Genomic DNA, 16127 nt, shown 5'->3' with positions numbered 1-16127 from the left:
AAAAACCTCTCGCGGGTGCGAGAGGTCTGCGCGCGGGTCTGGGGCACGGTGCCACTGCCACGGGGGTGCTGCCCTGGTCAGCGGTCACTGCGGACCGGCGCGCTGCTGCCGATAATCATGGCGAATGCGAGCACGGTGGAAGTCTGCCACAGGTCCCCGCATACATGGACACCGGTCTCACCATGCGGGCGCGGTGTCGGGGACCGGACGGTCCTGCGCCGGGTGCACCCGATCGGCGGGCTCGGGGCAGCATCTCCGGGTGGTAGGGGAACGAGGTGCCCCCGCCCTCACCGCCGCCGCCCACCGGTCCGCCACCGGGTCCCGTGCCCCCTCCCCCCGGACCGGCCGACCCCGGCTCCGGCACCCCGCCGCCCCAGCGCACGGGCGTGCTGATCGCGGGATGCGCCGTCCTGCTCACGCTGGCCGTCACCCTGGTCGTCCTCCTGCGGGGCGCCCACGACCGGACCGCTTCCGGGGAAGGGGACGTGGCCCCCTCGTCCGGGGTGCGGCCGTCGTCCGCGGACTCGGTGGCCGCGGCGGCAGCAGCCCGGGGCCACGCCGCACGGGTCGCCCTGCGGCACGCGGACTGGGGGCCGGGCTTCGTCCCGGGTGAGCCGTACGAGGACATGAGCATGCATGAAGCCGCCCTGCAGGAGGCCGACTGCGAGCTGCTCGTCCGGGAACGGCGCACCGGCACCCTGGCCTCCCTGTCCCGCACCTCGCTCGATCGCGCGGCCGGCATCGCGGCCAGCGCCGAGGTGCGGGTCTTCAGCGACCCGACGACCGCCAGGAGCTATCTGACGGACATGACGGAGACGCTCCACGACTGCCCGGCACGGAACATCGGCGAGGCACGCTGGGAGGGCGTCCGGGAGGCGGCCCCACCCGAGCTGAGCGGCTTCGACGACCTGATGGCCGGACAGAGCACCCTGGTCGCACTGGCCGACGGCACTCGGACGCACGAGGTCTTCATCGTCCATTCCGGGCGGATCGGCGCGACCGTGCTCACGACCAAGGTCAACGGGCAGCCGCAGCGGGAGGAGAGGATCCGCAGACACGCGGCACTCGGGCTGGAGATGATGCGGCAGCGTCTGGCGAAGCCCTCGGGCGAGGCACTCGGGAGCCGGTGAACGCGGCCGCCCACCGCGGTGCGCCCCCGGCGTCCCTCTCCCCCAGGGGCCCTCCGGGTCCCTCCGACCTGACCGACGGGCCGACCGGCTCGGCGGCCCGGGGACGGCGACCCTGCCCTGCCCTGCCCTGCCCTGCCGGCGAATGCCACAGCCTGCACCGCCCCCCTGGCCGGCCGCCCGGCCCACGCGCGGCGCCGGTCCTGGCACAGGGAGGGCTCGAGGACCGGCGCCGGGGCAGGGCCGGGTGTCAGTGGGAAGCGGTGGGCGCGGATGCGGGCTCAGGGGCCGGGGCCGCCTTCGGCGCGGGGCCACCGACCCGCCCCAGGTCGATGTCCCGCGTCTCGCGCATCGTCAGGTACACCACCAGCGAGACGGCGGCGCACCCGGCGACGTACCAGTAGAAGCCGGACTCCATGCCGGCGTCCTTGAACCAGAGCGCCACGTACTCCGCTGTGCCGCCGAAGAGCGCGTTGGCGATGGCGTACGGGAGCGCCACGCCCAGAGCACGGATGCCCGTCGGGAAGAGCTCGGCCTTCACACAGGCATTGATCGAGGTGTAGCCGGTGATCACGAGCAGGGCGAGCAGGGAGAGTCCGAGCGCGGGCCAGAAGGAGCCGGCGCGCCCCAGCATCGTCATGATCGGCACGGTCAGGAAGGTGGAGCCCAGTGCGAACGTGATCAGCAGGGGTCGACGGCCGATGCGGTCGGACAGCCTGCCCGCGAGCGGCTGGAGGCAGGCGAAGACGATCAGCGCGCAGAAGGACACGAGGGTCGCCGTCTGCTTGGGCAGCCCGGCCGAGTTGGACAGGTACTTCGTCAGATAGGTGGTGTACGTGTAGTAGGCGACCGTCCCGCCCATGGTCAGCGCGACGACCAGGAACGCCTCGCGCTTGTGCGCCCACAGGGCCCGGAGGGTGCCCTTGTCGCCCGCCGGGGTGTCGTCGGCCGACTCCTCGTAGACCTCGGTCTCCAGCATGTTGCGGCGCAGATAGAAGACGACGGCCGCGCCGAGGGCGCCGATGATGAACGGGATGCGCCAGCCCCAGCTGTGCAGGGCCTCGTCGGACATCGTGCGCTGGAGCACGATCTGCAGCCCGAGGCCGAGGATCTGACCCGCGGTCATCGACACGTACTGGAAGCTGGATGCGAAACCTCGGTGCTGCGGCGCGGAGGCCTCGGTGAGGTAGGTGGCACTGGCCGCGTACTCGCCGCCGACCGACAGCCCCTGGAGCAGACGCGCGATCAGCAGGACGGCCGCTCCCCCGTATCCGGCGACCGCGTACGTCGGCGCGATCGCGATCAGCACGGCGGAGGCGGACATCAGACTGACGGTGAGGGTGAGTGCGGCCTTGCGGCCCTTGCGGTCACCGACCCGGCCGAGGAGCCAGCCGCCGACGGGGCGCATGAAGAAGCCGACCGCGAAGATGCCCGCGGTGTTCATGAGCTTCGCGGTGTCGTTCCCCTCGGGGAAGAACGACCCCGCGAAGTAGGTCGCGAAGCTCGCGTACACGAACCAGTCGAACCACTCGACCATGTTGCCGGCGGAGCCGACCCAGATCTTTTTCCAGTGCTCTCGTCCCATGCTGCGGAACCGTGCCGCAGGGGACCGGGCCGAGCAAGGATGTAGGCGGCAACGATCAGGAGTACTTGCGTTCGTTACGTTCCCGGAACGAGGGCGTCCGCAATGAACTCCCGTACATGGGTGATGATTTGAGCACGGCTGGTGCCTGGTATCCCGACGGCCACATGGACGCTGAAGCCATCGAGCAGGGCACGCAGCCGGGCGGCGAAGCGGTCGGGGTCGACGGCGCGGAAATCGCCGCACGAGATGCCTTCGGCGAGCAGCGCGACCAGGTCACGGTGCCAGGCCCGCTCGATGGCTGCCTGGCGGGCGCGGGCGTCGTCGTCGGCGTTCTGCGAGCGGTTCCAGACCTCGAGCCACAGCATCCAGTGCGGGTCACGCGGACCGTCGGGCACATACAGGTCGACGTACTCCTCCAGCCGTTCCCGCGGAGGGGCCGGCTTGGAGAGCAGCGCGCTGCGCTCGGCGCCGAGGCGGCCCTCGCTCCACTCCAGGGTCTGCAGCAGCAGCTCGTCCTTGGTGCGGAAGTAGTAGAGCAGGTGCCCGCTGCTCATCCCGACCTCACGGCCGAGCCCGGCCATGGTCAGCCCGTCGAGCCCGCGCTCGGCGATGGTCGCCATCGCCGCGGCCAGCACCTCTTCGCGGGGCGGGGCGACATTGCGACGGCGGGCCGCGGGGGTCATTCGGCGGTCTCCGGGAACGGTGGTCTCACTCGTACGTTCTACCTGATCCCGCTCGGCCGGCGTCGCTGATCGTCCAGCCTTCGTCGGCCGAGCGGGCGCGAAGCGCCCGGACCTCGCCGGGGGTCGGCCTGCCGTGCGTGAGCGCCGGCTGACGACGAACCGCCGCGTCACGGTCGGTACCGAGGGCCCCGCGGCCACCTCCGAACGGGAGTTCAGACCCTCGGCTGCTGCTGGGTGATGCAGTGGATGCCGCCACCGCCCGCGAAGATCGCCCGAGCGTCCACGGCAGTCACCGTGCGGTCCGGGAAGAGACGGCGGAAGACCGCTGCCGCCACCTCGTCGTTCGGGTCGTCGAACGCGCACAGGACCACACCGCCGTTGCAGAGGTAGTGGTTGATGTACGAGTAGTCGACCCACTCGCCCTCCTCGTCCTTCAGGACGGTCGGGGCAGGCACCTCGATGACCTCCAGTGCCCGGCCGCGGGCGTCGGTCGCGCCGCGCAGGATGTCGATGTACGTACGGGATCGCTCGTGGTCCGGGTGGGCCGGGTTCTGCTGGCTGTGGACGAGGACGACGCCCGGCCCGGCGAAGGCGGCGACGATGTCGACGTGGCCCTGCGTACCGTAGGTTCCGTAGTCGCCGCTGAGGCCGTGCGGCAGCCAGATCGCCTTCTCGGTGCCCAGCCTGGCGTGGACCTCCGCTTCCACCTGCTCGCGGGTCCAGCCGGGGTTGCGTCCCGCGCCGAGCTGGACGGTGTCGGTCATCAGGACCGTTCCCTCACCGTCGACGTGGATCGCGCCTCCCTCGTTGACCAGGTCTGAGGAGTGGACCGGGACGTCCACGAGGTCGGCGACATGGCAGGCGATCTTGGAGTCGTGCTCCCAGCGGGCCCAGTCCTGGGCGCCCCAGCCGTTGAAGACCCAGTCCACGGCTGCGAGGCCGCCCTGCCCGTCGGTGACGAAGGTGGGGCCGATGTCGCGCATCCAGGCGTCGTCCAGCTCGTGCTCCGCGATGTCGATGTCCGGGCCGAGACGTTCGCGGGCACCATCGGTCTGGCCGGGGCCGACGACGACCGTGACCGGCTCGAAGCGGCGTACGGCACGGGCGACCTGGGCCCAGACGGCACGGGCCTCTGCAAGCTCCTCGTCATTGGTGAATGTCGGATTGGGGCCGGGCCAGGCCATCCAGGTGCGCTCGTGGGGGGCCCACTCGGGTGGCATGCGGAATGTCATGTCAGGTCCTTGTGTCCGGAATCGGATGAGGCGTCAGAGGAAGTAGAGGCGGTTCAACGACATGCACTCGACCGGGTCCGAACGGATCGGATCGCCGTCGAGGGTGACGAGTCCGGTGCGCTCGTCCACGCACACGTCGCCCACACGGGAGTTGAGGAGGAGGTCCCCGGGTCCGATGCTGCGGGTGCCTCGCACGCCGACCCGACGGCGTCGTGTGGGCATCCTGTCGTCGCCGAGTGCAGCCGCGGCCTGCGACACGAACGCCACGGAGATGTCCGCGGGGGTCGCGCCGTGGGCGCCGATCTGCGGCCCCAGGACGAGGGGTTCGCAGGTGTCGGTGGCGGCGTTCGGGTCGCCGGTCACTCCGTAGGCGGGGAATCCCGACTTCAGGACGAGCTGCGGCTTCGCGCCGAAGAACTGCGGCTTCCACAGCACGATGTCGGCGAGCTTTCCGGGCTCGATGGAGCCGATCTCGTGCGCGAGGCCATGGGCGATCGCCGGGTTGATCGTCAGCTTGGCCACATAGCGCAGGACCCGCGCGTTGTCGTCGTGTGCTCCGTCGCCCTCCAGGGGGCCCAGCTCGGCCTTCATCTTCCCGGCCAGGGCGAAGGTGCGCCGCACGGTCTCACCCGCCCGGCCCATGCCCTGGGCGTCGGACGAGGTGATGCCGATCGCACCGAGGTCGTGCAGGACGTCCTCGGCGCCCATCGTGCCCGCACGGATGCGGTCGCGGGCCATGGCGGCGTCGCCGGGCAGGTCGGTCTTCAGGTCGTGGACGGAGACGATCATGCCGTAGTGCTCGGCGACCGCGTCCCGGCCGAAGGGCAGGGTCGGGTTGGTGGAGGAGCCGATCACGTTCGGCACGCCCGCCATCCTCAGGACGTTCGGTACGTGTCCGCCGCCGCAGCCCTCGATGTGGAAGGCGTGGATCGTCCGGCCGTCGAGCACGCTCAGGGTGTCCTCGACGGAGAGGCACTCGTTGAGGCCGTCGCTGTGCAGGGCCACCTGGACGTCGTACTCCTCGGCGACCCGCAGGGCGGTGTCGAGCGCCCGGGTGTGCGCGCCCATGTCCTCGTGGACCTTGAAGCCGGAGGCACCGCCCTCGGCGAGCGCCTCCCTCAGCGGCGCGTCTCCCGAGGAGGAACCGCGGGCGAGGAAGCCGATGTTGACGGGCCAGGCGTCGAAGGCGCCGAAGGCGTGCCTGAGGGCCCACGGCGAGTTGACGCCGACGCCCCAGACGGGACCGAACTCCTGGCCGATGATCGTGGTCACGCCGGATGCGAGGGAAGCCTCCATGATCCGTGGCGAGAGCAGATGCACATGCGTGTCGACGGCACCGGCGGTGGCGATGAGGCCCTCGCCGGAGACGATGGACGTGCCCGTGCCCACGACGACGTCGACGCCGTCGAGCGTGTCGGGGTTCCCCGCTCGCCCGATGCCGGCGATCCGGCCCTCGCGAATGCCGATGGACACCTTGCGGATGCCCTGGACGGCGTCGATGACGAGGACGTTGCTGATCACGACGTCGCAGGTCTCCCGGACGGCGGCGGCCTTGAGGTGGAGTCCGTCACGGGCCGTCTTGCCGAAGCCCGCGAGGAACTCGTCGCCGGGCTTCTGGGAGTCGGCCTCGACACGGACGACGAGGCCGCTGTCACCGAGGACGACGCGGTCTCCGGCGCGCGGGCCATGGACGCTGGCGTACTCGCGGGGGTCGATGCCGGTCACCGGTCCTCCTCCGTGGATGTCCGGGCGCCCGGCGCGGCGGGTCGGCTCCGGGCTCCGTGTTCGCCCTGGCCGCTCCGGGCGCCGAGATAGCCGCAGGCGGCCGCCCGGCGCAGGGCCTCCGCCTTCGCGCCCGGGGCGTCCAGCGGTCCGTCGACCAGGCCCGCGAAGCCGATGGCGACGCGGTCGCCGCCGATCGGCACGAGGCCGACCTCCGCCTCGCCCCCGGGGTCGAAACGGACGGACGAGCCGGCGGGGACGCTGAGCCGCATGCCGTAGGCCGCGGGCCGGTCGAAGTCGAGGCGCGGGTTGGCCTCGAAGAAGTGGAAGTGGGAGGTGACGCTGACGGGGACGAGCGCGGTGTTGCGTACGGTCAGCAGGACCACGGGCTCCGCCTCGGGGTCGGCCGGCACCGGCAGAACGGCGCCCGGCGCCCTGTCGCCGAGGCTGCCGCCCTCGATGGGGTCGGAGACGACGGCGAGCCGGGACCCGTCGTCGAAGACGGCCTCGACGTGTACCTCCGTGACGACATCGGCGACGCCGGGGAGGACGTCGTCGGGGCCGAGGACGGCTCGGGCCGCCGCGATGGCATCGGCCAGCCTCAGCCCGTCCCGGGCCGCCTCGCAGACGGTGTCGGCGATCAACGCGGTCGCCTCGGGGACATTGAGCTTGAGCCCTCGGGCGTGCCGCGCCCGGGCCAGTTCGGCAGCGCCGAACAGCAGCAGCCGGTCGCGCTCGGTCGGGGTCAGTCGCACGTCACCACACCTCCGTGTAGATGCACCCGCACTGGAATCATCAAGTCCGATTCCGGAATTTGAACGACACTCTAACCACAACTTTCCTTAACCGAAAGCATTGACGAGCCAACCAAGCCGGGTTCACATAGAGCAGCACTCAAATTGTCGCCGGAGTAGCAGGGAGAGCCCGATGCCGATCGAACAGCGCGGAGTCGACACCATCCCCGAAGAGGAACGGACCAGTGGTCCGCGCGACCTCATGGCGATCCTGCTCGGCTCCAACCTCTGCCTCGGCGTGATCGTCTTCGGCTGGCTGCCGGTCTCCTTCGGCCTCGGTCTCCGGGCATCGGTCACCTCGGTCGTCGTCGGCACCGTCGCCGGCGTGATCGTGACGGCACCGCTCGCGCTCGTCTCACTGCGCACCGCGACCAATCTCTCGACGTCCAGCGGAGCGTTCTTCGGCGTGCGCGGACGGCTCATCGGTTCGATCGTGGGCCTCCTGCTGTCCCTCGGCTACACAGCGCTGACCCTGTGGACAGGCGGCGATGTGATGGTCGGCACCCTGGCCCGGATCGCCGGCCTGCCGGCCGGCGGCACGACCCATGCACTGGTCTACGCCCTGCTGGCCGTGCTCACCGTGATCGGCGCGGTCTTCGGCTACCGGCTGCTGCTGCGGCTGAGCAAGGTCCTGGCCATCGGCATGACCGTTCTGCTCGCGGCGGGCCTCGTGGCCTACGCACCCGATCTCACCAGCGCGCCACCGCCCGGCACCCCGTATCTGCTCGGCTCGTTCTGGCCGACCTGGGCACTCTCCGCCGTGGCCGCCGGGCTCAGCGGCCCGATCGCCTTCATCACCCTGCTCGGCGACTACACCCGCTACATCTCCCCCCGGCGGCACGCCCCGCGGGCGGTGCTCGGGGCGACCTGCCTGGGCCTGTTCGCCGGGCTGCTGGTCCCCCAGCTGTTCGGCACCTTCACCGCACTCGCGGCCCGCGCCTCACTCGACTACGCGGGCCCGCTGGTCGCCGCCTCGCCCGCCTGGTATCTGATCCCGCTGCTGCTCGCCGCGGGGGCGGGCTCCGTCGGCAACGCAGGGCTGATGCTCTACTCCATGGGTCTCGACCTCGATGCGATCGTCCCGAGGGCGAGCCGTACTGCGGCCACCGTGGTCGTCGCAGTCGTGGCCACCGCGTTCGTCTTCCTGGGGCACTTCGCCTGGGACGCGCAGTCGGCGATGACCTCGTTCGTGCTTCTGCTCACGGCCATCGGCACCCCTTGGGCCGTGATCACTCTCATCGGACACGCCCGATGCCGTGGCGCGTACGACGCCGACGCGCTCCAGGTCCACAACCGTCGCGCCCGGGGCGGCGTCTACTGGTTCCGGGCCGGCTGGGAGCCGCGCGCGACCGTCGCCTGGGCGGTCGGCGCCGCGGTGGGCCTGCTCTCCGTCTCCACCCCCTTCCTCGAGGGCCCGCTGCTCGCCCTGACCGGCGGTGTGGACTGCAGCTTCGTCCTGTCCGGGACGGCGGGTGGCGTGGTCTACGCGCTGCTGCTGGGGCCGGCGGCAGAAGCCGGAACCGAACCGGCCGGTAAGATCATCACCGCCGTGGAGTGATGACGGCCGGGGACCGGAACGGGGAGGAAACATGGAAGAGGCTGCGTTCGTACTGGGCAAGGTGGTCAGAGGGGTCGCGGGCCTGATCTACCTCTTCGGTGACGCCCTGATCGGCCTCGGGCCCGACGGCTCGTCCAAGGTCGCCGAGCGCAGGCGCCGACGCCGGCGCGGTCGCTGACGGAATACGAACCGACAAACACGAGCAGACGGCGAAGGCCCCCGCACGGGTACGCGCGGGGGCCTTCGCCGTCTGCAGGCCGGGCCGCCGCCTGCCGGTGCGGTGACCGTAAGGTTCACCGGCCCGCGATGCGCCGCACGGCGCGTCACAGCCTGTCGCAGTCAACCGGGTGGGGCGCCCGTACGGGGGCGATCCCGGGATTCCTCGGCCCGGCGGGCCTTGGGGAGACCCCGCGCACCGGACGCCACGGGCCTCCGGCAGACCCTCCGGTCAGTGCAGGGGCATGCCGAGCTCACGCATCCAGCCGTGGACGTCGTCGGCCTTGCCCGTCTGGATGTCCAGCAGCGCCTTGCGCAGCTCCATGGTGACCTTGCCGGGCTGTCCGTCCGCCTGGGTCCACTCGGCGCCGGCGGACTTGACCGTACCGATCGGGGTGATGACGGCCGCGGTGCCGCAGGCGAAGACCTCGTGCAGCGTGCCGTTCTCGGTGTCGCGCTTCCAGTCATCGATGGAGACCCGGCCCTCCTCGGCCTCGTAGCCGAGGTCGCGGGCGAGCTTCAGCAGCGAGTCACGGGTGATACCGGCGAGGAGCGAGCCGGTGAGCTCGGGCGTGATGATCTTGTTGCCGTACACGAAGTACAGGTTCATGCCACCCAGTTCCTCGACCCACTTGTGCTCCACGGCGTCGAGGTAGGCAACCTGGGCGCAGCCCTGCTCCGCCGCCTCGGCCTGGGCGAGCAGGGACGCGGCGTAGTTGCCGCCCGTCTTGGCGAAGCCGATGCCGCCGGGCACGGCACGCACGTAGTTCTCGGAGAGCCAGATCGAGACGGGCTTCACGCCGCCCGGGAAGTAGGGTCCGGCGGGCGACGCGATGACCAGGAACAGGTACTCGTTGGCCGGCTTCACACCCAGACCGACCTCGGTCGCGATCATGAACGGACGCAGATAGAGCGACGCCTCGCCGCCGTGCGCCGGGACCCAGTCCTTGTCCTGCTGGACCAGGGCGTCACAGGCCGCGATGAAGGTCTCGACAGGGAGCTCCGGCATGGCCAGGCGGCGGGCGGAGATCTGGAAGCGCTTGGCGTTGGCGTCGGGCCGGAAGGTCGCGACCGAGCCGTCGGGCATGCGGTAGGCCTTAAGCCCCTCGAAGATCTCCTGCGCGTAGTGGAGCGTCATGTTCGCCGGGTCGATGGAGAGCGGCGCGTAAGGCGTGAGCTGGGCGTCGTGCCAGCCACGGCCCTCGGTCCATTTGATCGTCACCATGTGGTCGGTGAAGTGGCGGCCGAATCCGGGGTTGGCCAGGATCGCCTCGCGCTCCGCGGTGGCCAGCGGGTTCGAGGAGGGCTTGAGCTCGATCGTGGTCGTCGTCATGTCTGCGTGTCCTTCACCGTGTGTTTGTGACGGACCGCTTTCACGTCTGCTTCCGGAACACCAGTACGTCCATACGTCAATACGTCTGTACTAGGACGTCCGAGCTTCCCCGCAAGGTGCGGCCCCACGCTCGATTATCGCAGTGCGTGGGGACCGGAGCAGAACAGCGTGAGTGCGGCCCATGGCTTGATGGTGGCACCCGGAGGCCGCACAGGTGAAGCCGCCGGGTCGTGTGGCCCGGCGGCTTCGAGGTTTCGAGAGTCGACGGGTCAGCCCGCTACTCGTACGGCGAGTGCATCGCCGATCTCGTCGGTGGTACGGGTGGCGCCTCCCGCCGAGCCCGGCGCACCGCGCTCCGCCAGGTCGGCGGCGACGGCGTCCTCGATCCGGGCGGCCTCGGCCTCGTAGCCGAGATGCCGCAGCAGGAGCGCGACGGACAGGATCGTCGCCGTCGGGTCGGCCTTGCCCTGGCCCGCGATGTCGGGCGCGGAACCGTGGACGGGCTCGAACATGGACGGGAACTCTCCCGTCGGGTTGATGTTGCCGGAAGCGGCCAGACCGATGCCGCCGGTCACGGCAGCGGCGAGGTCGGTGAGGATGTCACCGAAGAGGTTGTCGGTGACGATCACGTCGAAGCGCTCCGGCTGGGTGACGAAGAAGATCGTCGCGGCATCGACGTGCAGATAGTCGGTGGTCACCTCGGGGTACTCCTGGCCGACCCTGTCGAAGATGCCCTTCCACAGGTGGCCCGCGTACACGAGGACGTTGTTCTTGTGCACCAGCGTCAGCTTCTTGCGGGAGCGGGAGTTGGCCCGCTCGAACGCGTCACGGACGACACGCTCGACGCCGTACGCGGTGTTCACGCTGACCTCGGTGGCGACCTCGGCGGGCGTTCCGGTGCGCAGCGAACCGCCGTTGCCGGTGTACGGACCCTCGGTGCCCTCGCGGACGACGACAAAGTCGATGTCCGGACGACCGGCCAGCGGGGTCGCGGTGTTCGGGAAGAGCTTCGACGGACGCAGATTGACGTAGTGGTCGAAGGCGAAGCGGAGCTTGAGCAGCAGTCCGCGCTCCAGGACACCGGACGGTACGGACGGATCGCCGATCGCGCCGAGCAGGATCGCGTCATGGTTCTTGAGGGAGTCGAGCTCCGCATCCGGGAGGGTCTCTCCGGTGCGGTGCCAGCGCCTGGCGCCGAGGTCGTACTCCTTGGTCTCCAGCTTCACATCCTCAGGAAGCACGGCCGAGAGGACCTTGAGGCCCTGTGCCACGACCTCCTGACCGATGCCGTCACCGGGAATCACTGCGAGATCAATGCTGCGAGACATACCGGAACCGTACTCCGCGTCCCAGCGCCTGACACGCACCGTCCACCATACGGACGGCGCCAGCACGGGCGTACGGACGGAATGTGCGGAGGCCTGCACTCAATTTCGTTGAAATCTGTTCATCCGAAGTCTGGCCGGGGGCCGTAAGTTACTGGCAAGTTTCCCCGCATGACCGAAGACACCCCACGGGTCGGGATCCCCGAGCGGCTCGCGCATGGCATGAGCATGCCCGAACAGCACGAGTATCTGCGTGCCCGGCACGCCCGCCCCAGGGTCTCCCGGCGCGGCGCGCTGACCGGCGGGCTGGCGGGCGGCCTCGCCGCTGCCGGCGGCGGGCTGCTCGCCGGCCGGGCGAGCGCGGCCACGGCCTCCCCCACACTCGTCACCGCGACCGCCACGGCCGAGGTCGACGGCTCGTTCGTCGCCCCGTTCGGCCGCCATCTGGCCTTCGGCGCCGACCCGAGGACCCAGATGCGGATCTCCTGGCAGGTGCCGTTCGCGGTGCAGCGGCCGTATGTGCGCATCGGACTGAAGCCATGGGAGCTCAGCAGGAAGATCGAGGCCGAGGTGCGCCCGCTGCACACGCCGTCGCTCTCGCGGAAACTGCCGGCGGTCGACCAGTACTACCTGCATGCGGGCCTGGACGGACTGAAGCCGGGAACGACGTACTACTACGGCGTCGGCCACGACGGCTTCGACCCGGCGGACGCCTCCCGGATGTCGACGATCGGCTCGTTCCGCACGGCGCCGGCAACGCCGGAGAGGTTCGTCTTCACCGCCTTCGGCGACCAGGGCGTGAGCTATGACGCCCTGGCGAACGACCAGTTGATCCTCGGTCAGAACCCTTCCTTCCATCTGCACGCGGGCGACATCTGCTACGCCGACACCAGCGGGCACGGCAAGGAATCGGACACCTACGACGCGCGAGTGTGGGACCAGTTCCTCGCCCAGACGGAGAGCGTCGCCTCACGAGTGCCGTGGATGGTCACCACCGGCAACCACGACATGGAGGCCTGGTACTCACCGAACGGTTACGGCGGCCAGTCCGCGCGCTGGTCGCTCCCCGGGAACGGCCCGGATGCCAGGAGCGCTCCGGGGATCTACTCGTTCGTGTACGGCAATGTGGGCGTCGTCGCGCTGGACGCCAACGACGTCTCGTACGAGATCCCCGCCAACAAGGGCTACACGGACGGCGCGCAGACCGCATGGCTGGACAAGCGCCTCGGTGAGCTGCGCACCCGGCCCGAGGTCGACTTCGTGGTCGTCTTCTTCCACCACTGCATGTACTCGACGTCGACGCACGCCTCGGACGGCGGTCCGCGGGACGCATGGCTGCCGCTCTTCACCAAGCATCAGGTGGACCTGGTGATCAACGGACACAACCATGTCTACGAGCGAACGGACGCCATCAAGGGCGGCGAGGTCGGCAAGCCGGTGCCGGTCGGGGCGACGACCGACCCGACACGGGACGGCATCGTGTACGTCACGGCGGGCGGCGCCGGCGCAGGCCTGTACGGCTTCGGGCTCGGGGTGAAGGACAGCTACGAGGGCAACGTCCACGACCACGACCACATCGTGACGTTCCACTGGACCAAGCTGCGGCTGCCCGACCCGGACACGGTCGAATGGTCGCGCGTCCGGTACACCGGCTTCTCCTTCCTCGCAGTGGAGGTGGAGACCGGCGCGACTCCGAAGCTGAAGGTCTCAGCGCTCGCCGAGAGCGGCCAACGCATCGACTGCTTCGAGGTCACACGCTCCGCCCAGGGGCGGTGACCGGCGAGCACTGCCGAGAAACCCGCCTGCGCCGGTGCGGTGGATCGTCTCCGGAGGGGCCGGCGAGCACCGGAGCACCCGGGTGACCCGACAGCGCGGCGAGGTGCGGTGCTCGTAGCGCGGTCGGGTCGGGCGAGATCCGGTGGAGACGGCCCGGGGTCTTTCGTTCGGATCGGGCCGGATCGGTGAGCCGGGTCCGGTGCGTGCGATCGCGAGGCGGAGGAAGGAGCCCACGCGGGGCGACTCACGACAACGCTGCGAGCGTGCGTGCCGGGGCACACGAGCCCGGCAAGATCCAGAGAGAGGCCCTGTAGCTGTCCGGGCGATGTTCTCGGGCCCGGACAGGACCTAGTGGCCGGTCTCGCCGCCGTTGTCCCTGCGGTCGAGGGCTCGCTGCAGTGCGGCGGCGGCGTTCTTGCGGTCGGACTCAGTCGTGCGGGGCGTATGACGGACGCGGCGGCGGAGGGTCGTCTCGGACATGGTGTCGACTCCTTGAGATGAGGTGCCACGCGGCCGTTCGGCCGCATGACGTATCTGCGAGGGGCCGGAAGGGGCGGGGAGCGGGCCGCAGGGGTTGCCTGCCTGGGGGCACCGGCTCACGACCGCCATTCGCTTGATCGAGCGAGACGTTCGGCTTCTACAACGCTAAGGGAGCCCGGCCGCTCTGTCTCTACAATTAGTCGGACTTCCTACTATCTGAGACGCGATCTTGAAGCGTCATCGGCGACAACGCCCTGAGCTCACGGATCAGCGCGCGCACGGCGAGGGTTCTGCCCTGCTCCGGTGTGGTGACGTAGCCCACCGAGCGGGTCGGACGCTCCGGTCCGAGATCGGTGATCCCCACGGTGTCCGGTGCTCCGATCAGCGACAGCCGAGGCATGATCGCCATGCCGAATCCCCTGCTGACCATCGAGAGCACTGCTCCGTCGTCCTCGGCCACGACGGTGGCCTTCGGCAGCCATTCCTGCTCCGCCCACCACGCGCGCGTGTACGAGCTGCAGTTCTCCATCCAGTCGACGAGCGGCAGCGAGCGCGGAGCCGGATGCCCGGCCGGGTGCACCAGGGCGTATCCCTCCTCCACCAGCACTCCCCCGACCAGCTCCGGTGGTACCGGCGAGCTCGTCCCGATGGTCGCGATGCCGAGGTCGGCACGTCCGTCCGCGACCTCACCCGCCGTGCCGCGACCCACCTCGCGTACCACCCGCACTTCGGGCACGACGCCGGGATGCCTGCGTGTGAGCCGCTCCAGCGCGGGCGGCAGCAGATGCAGAGCCGCACTGCGGAAGGCCGCGATCCGCAGCGGCCCGGCCACTTCGTTCCCCGCCGTGCCCCGCACCTCGGCCGCCATGCTGTCCAGCAGCCGGAGGATGCGCCGGGCGTGTGCCACGGCGCGCAGTCCCGCGGCGGTCGGGCGTGCGCCGTGCCGCCCGCGCTCGAACAGCACGGCCCCCAGCTTGCGTTCGCTGCCGCGGACCGAGTGGGAGACCGCCGACTGGGTCATGCCGAGCGCGGCCCCGGCGGCCGAGAAGCCACGTTCACCCTCGACGGCGACCAGGATCCGCAGCGCACGGACGTCCACGTCCACGTCGACGGGTGCGGCTGCGGCTGCGGCTGCGGGCGGCGCCTGTTCGGACATCGGGTCTCTCACCTCGTTGTATGCGGGCCGTTCATGGATACGGCCGTTCCATCGACGCAACGCACTGCCCGGTGTTCCGGTTCCGTCCTACGGTCCCGATCATGACGAACGAGACCTCGCTCACCGTGCAGCAGACCGCCCGCCCGACCGGCTTTCCGACCGCCGGTCAGTTCACCTTCGTGGAGGGCCCCGTACCGCAGCCCGCCCCCGGCACCGCACTGGTGGAGAACCTCCACTGGTCCGTGGACCCGTACCACCGCGGAATGATGAACGGGGATTTCGCGCTGCACACCCCGCTGGAGGGACGCAGCATCGGCCGCGTCCTCGCCTCTCGCGCCCCCGGCCTGAAGGACGGCGATCTGGTCTTCCATCGCAAGGGCTGGCGCACGCACGCGCTGGTGACACTCGGCGAGGACGGCACAAGGAAGATCCGCTCGTACGAAGGTGTCCCGCTCGCCGCCCACTTGGGCATCCTCGGCGGAACGGGTCTCACCGCCTACGCCGCCCTCACCAGGACCCTGCGGCTGCAGGAGGGCGACGACCTGTTCGTCTCGGCGGCCGCGGGCGGCGTCGGCACCGCTGCCGGCCGGATCGCGCGGCTGCTGGGCGCCAGCCGGATCGTGGGCAGTGCGGGCTCCGCGGCCAAGGTCGGGTACCTCACCGAGCAGGTGGGTTACGACGCCGCCTTCGACTACCACCAGGGACCGGTCGCCGACCTGCTGGCGAAGGCGGCCCCGGACGGCATCGACGCCTACGTGGACAACGTCGGCGGGGACCACCTGGAAGGGGCGATCGGTTCGCTGCGGGAATTCGGGCGGATCGCCTGGGTGGGCGCCGTGGCCCAGTACAACAGCACCGAGCCGCCGTCGGCACCGCGCAATCTCTTCGACGTGGTCCGGAAGTCGCTGCGACTGGAGGGCGTGCTGGTACGCCACCACATCGATGTGCAGGAGGAGTTCGAGGACTTCCTCGTCCCGCATCTGCAGAGCGGGCGGATCGGGAGCGACACGACGGTGGTGGAGGGCTTCGAACGGATCGTGGACGCGTTCCTCGGGATGCTCCGAGGAGAGAACACCGGAAAGATGCTGGTGTCCCTACCCAGCTAGTTTAGCTAGATAGGTTGCATTCCTATCTAGGTGG

General features: G+C 70.3%; 14 protein-coding genes. 5 read left to right on the top strand and 9 right to left on the bottom strand.

Annotated features, from left to right (window positions below; genetic code table 11):
- Positions 1-323: 323 nt before the first annotated feature.
- A complete protein-coding gene (locus AC068D_RS25115) occupies positions 324-1130 on the top strand; it encodes a hypothetical protein (protein WP_478825293.1) in 807 nt (268 codons plus the stop codon).
- A gap of 247 nt (positions 1131-1377) precedes the next feature.
- Here AC068D_RS25115 and AC068D_RS25110 read toward each other — a convergent pair whose 3' ends face one another.
- The 5 genes from AC068D_RS25110 to ureA form a co-directional block, all read right to left on the bottom strand.
- A complete protein-coding gene (locus tag AC068D_RS25110; protein WP_478825292.1) occupies positions 1378-2712 on the bottom strand; it encodes an MFS transporter in 1335 nt (444 codons plus the stop codon).
- Between the two features lie 74 nt (positions 2713-2786).
- The gene (locus tag AC068D_RS25105) at positions 2787-3395 is read right to left on the bottom strand and encodes a TetR/AcrR family transcriptional regulator (RefSeq protein WP_478825291.1); all 609 of its coding nucleotides are present in this window, start codon (positions 3393-3395) and stop codon (positions 2787-2789) included.
- Positions 3396-3607: 212 nt separating this feature from the next.
- The gene (locus tag AC068D_RS25100) at positions 3608-4627 is read right to left on the bottom strand and encodes an agmatine deiminase family protein (protein ID WP_478825290.1); all 1020 of its coding nucleotides are present in this window, start codon (positions 4625-4627) and stop codon (positions 3608-3610) included.
- 33 nt (positions 4628-4660) lie between these two features.
- Entirely contained in the window at positions 4661-6343 is a 1683-nt protein-coding gene (locus AC068D_RS25095; RefSeq protein WP_478825324.1) for an urease subunit alpha, read from the bottom strand.
- Between the two features lie 5 nt (positions 6344-6348).
- Positions 6349-7104 carry an urease subunit gamma gene (gene ureA / locus AC068D_RS25090; RefSeq protein ID WP_478825289.1) on the bottom strand — a complete coding sequence of 252 codons (756 nt, stop codon included), beginning with the start codon at positions 7102-7104 and terminating at the stop codon, positions 6349-6351.
- A 172-nt stretch (positions 7105-7276) separates the two neighbouring features.
- On the opposite strand from ureA, the gene AC068D_RS25085 reads away from it, so the two are divergent.
- Positions 7277-8701, top strand: a complete 1425-nt coding sequence (locus AC068D_RS25085; RefSeq protein WP_478825288.1) for a cytosine permease — start codon at positions 7277-7279, stop codon at positions 8699-8701.
- Positions 8702-8732: 31 nt separating this feature from the next.
- On the top strand, positions 8733-8879 hold the full coding sequence (locus AC068D_RS25080; protein WP_478825287.1) for a hypothetical protein: 147 nt from the start codon (positions 8733-8735) through the stop codon (positions 8877-8879).
- Between the two features lie 270 nt (positions 8880-9149).
- Here AC068D_RS25080 and AC068D_RS25075 read toward each other — a convergent pair whose 3' ends face one another.
- Together AC068D_RS25075 and AC068D_RS25070 are read right to left on the bottom strand one after the other, a co-directional pair.
- On the bottom strand, positions 9150-10250 hold the full coding sequence (locus tag AC068D_RS25075; RefSeq protein ID WP_478825286.1) for a branched-chain amino acid aminotransferase: 1101 nt from the start codon (positions 10248-10250) through the stop codon (positions 9150-9152).
- 269 nt (positions 10251-10519) lie between these two features.
- Complete coding sequence (locus AC068D_RS25070; RefSeq protein ID WP_478825285.1) at positions 10520-11578, bottom strand: 3-isopropylmalate dehydrogenase; 1059 nt, start codon at positions 11576-11578, stop codon at positions 10520-10522.
- 168 nt (positions 11579-11746) lie between these two features.
- On the opposite strand from AC068D_RS25070, the gene AC068D_RS25065 reads away from it, so the two are divergent.
- Positions 11747-13351 carry a purple acid phosphatase family protein gene (locus AC068D_RS25065; protein ID WP_478825284.1) on the top strand — a complete coding sequence of 535 codons (1605 nt, stop codon included), beginning with the start codon at positions 11747-11749 and terminating at the stop codon, positions 13349-13351.
- Positions 13352-13699: 348 nt separating this feature from the next.
- Here the strand turns inward: AC068D_RS25065 and AC068D_RS25060 are convergent, their stop codons facing one another.
- Together AC068D_RS25060 and AC068D_RS25055 are read right to left on the bottom strand one after the other, a co-directional pair.
- Positions 13700-13831: a hypothetical protein gene (locus AC068D_RS25060; RefSeq protein WP_478825283.1), complete on the bottom strand. Its 132-nt coding sequence runs from the start codon at positions 13829-13831 to the stop codon at positions 13700-13702.
- Positions 13832-14027: 196 nt separating this feature from the next.
- Positions 14028-14987, bottom strand: coding sequence for a LysR family transcriptional regulator (locus AC068D_RS25055; protein WP_478825282.1), 960 nt, complete (start codon positions 14985-14987; stop codon positions 14028-14030).
- A 101-nt stretch (positions 14988-15088) separates the two neighbouring features.
- On the opposite strand from AC068D_RS25055, the gene AC068D_RS25050 reads away from it, so the two are divergent.
- The gene (locus AC068D_RS25050) at positions 15089-16093 is read left to right on the top strand and encodes an NADP-dependent oxidoreductase (protein WP_478825281.1); all 1005 of its coding nucleotides are present in this window, start codon (positions 15089-15091) and stop codon (positions 16091-16093) included.
- The last annotated feature ends 34 nt before the right edge of the window (positions 16094-16127 follow it).

Source organism: Streptomyces sp. NPDC043861 (assembly GCF_056435905.1).
The sequence above is the reverse complement of the archived record's forward strand: the minus strand, read 5'-3'. Positions and strand labels throughout refer to the sequence as shown.

Excerpts from the sequence above, each read along its gene's own strand:
- AC068D_RS25070 (WP_478825285.1), bottom strand. The coding sequence starts at position 11,578 with ATGTCTCGCAGCATTGATCTCGCAGTGATTCCCGGTGACGGCATCGGT.
- AC068D_RS25055 (WP_478825282.1), bottom strand. The coding sequence starts at position 14,987 with ATGTCCGAACAGGCGCCGCCCGCAGCCGCAGCCGCAGCCGCACCCGTC.
- AC068D_RS25075 (WP_478825286.1), bottom strand. The coding sequence starts at position 10,250 with ATGACGACGACCACGATCGAGCTCAAGCCCTCCTCGAACCCGCTGGCC.
- AC068D_RS25085 (WP_478825288.1), top strand. The coding sequence starts at position 7,277 with ATGCCGATCGAACAGCGCGGAGTCGACACCATCCCCGAAGAGGAACGG.
- AC068D_RS25065 (WP_478825284.1), top strand. The coding sequence starts at position 11,747 with ATGACCGAAGACACCCCACGGGTCGGGATCCCCGAGCGGCTCGCGCAT.
- AC068D_RS25105 (WP_478825291.1), bottom strand. The coding sequence starts at position 3,395 with ATGACCCCCGCGGCCCGCCGTCGCAATGTCGCCCCGCCCCGCGAAGAG.
- AC068D_RS25050 (WP_478825281.1), top strand. The coding sequence starts at position 15,089 with ATGACGAACGAGACCTCGCTCACCGTGCAGCAGACCGCCCGCCCGACC.
- AC068D_RS25080 (WP_478825287.1), top strand. The coding sequence starts at position 8,733 with ATGGAAGAGGCTGCGTTCGTACTGGGCAAGGTGGTCAGAGGGGTCGCG.
- AC068D_RS25060 (WP_478825283.1), bottom strand. The coding sequence starts at position 13,831 with ATGTCCGAGACGACCCTCCGCCGCCGCGTCCGTCATACGCCCCGCACG.
- AC068D_RS25100 (WP_478825290.1), bottom strand. The coding sequence starts at position 4,627 with ATGACATTCCGCATGCCACCCGAGTGGGCCCCCCACGAGCGCACCTGG.
- AC068D_RS25110 (WP_478825292.1), bottom strand. The coding sequence starts at position 2,712 with ATGGGACGAGAGCACTGGAAAAAGATCTGGGTCGGCTCCGCCGGCAAC.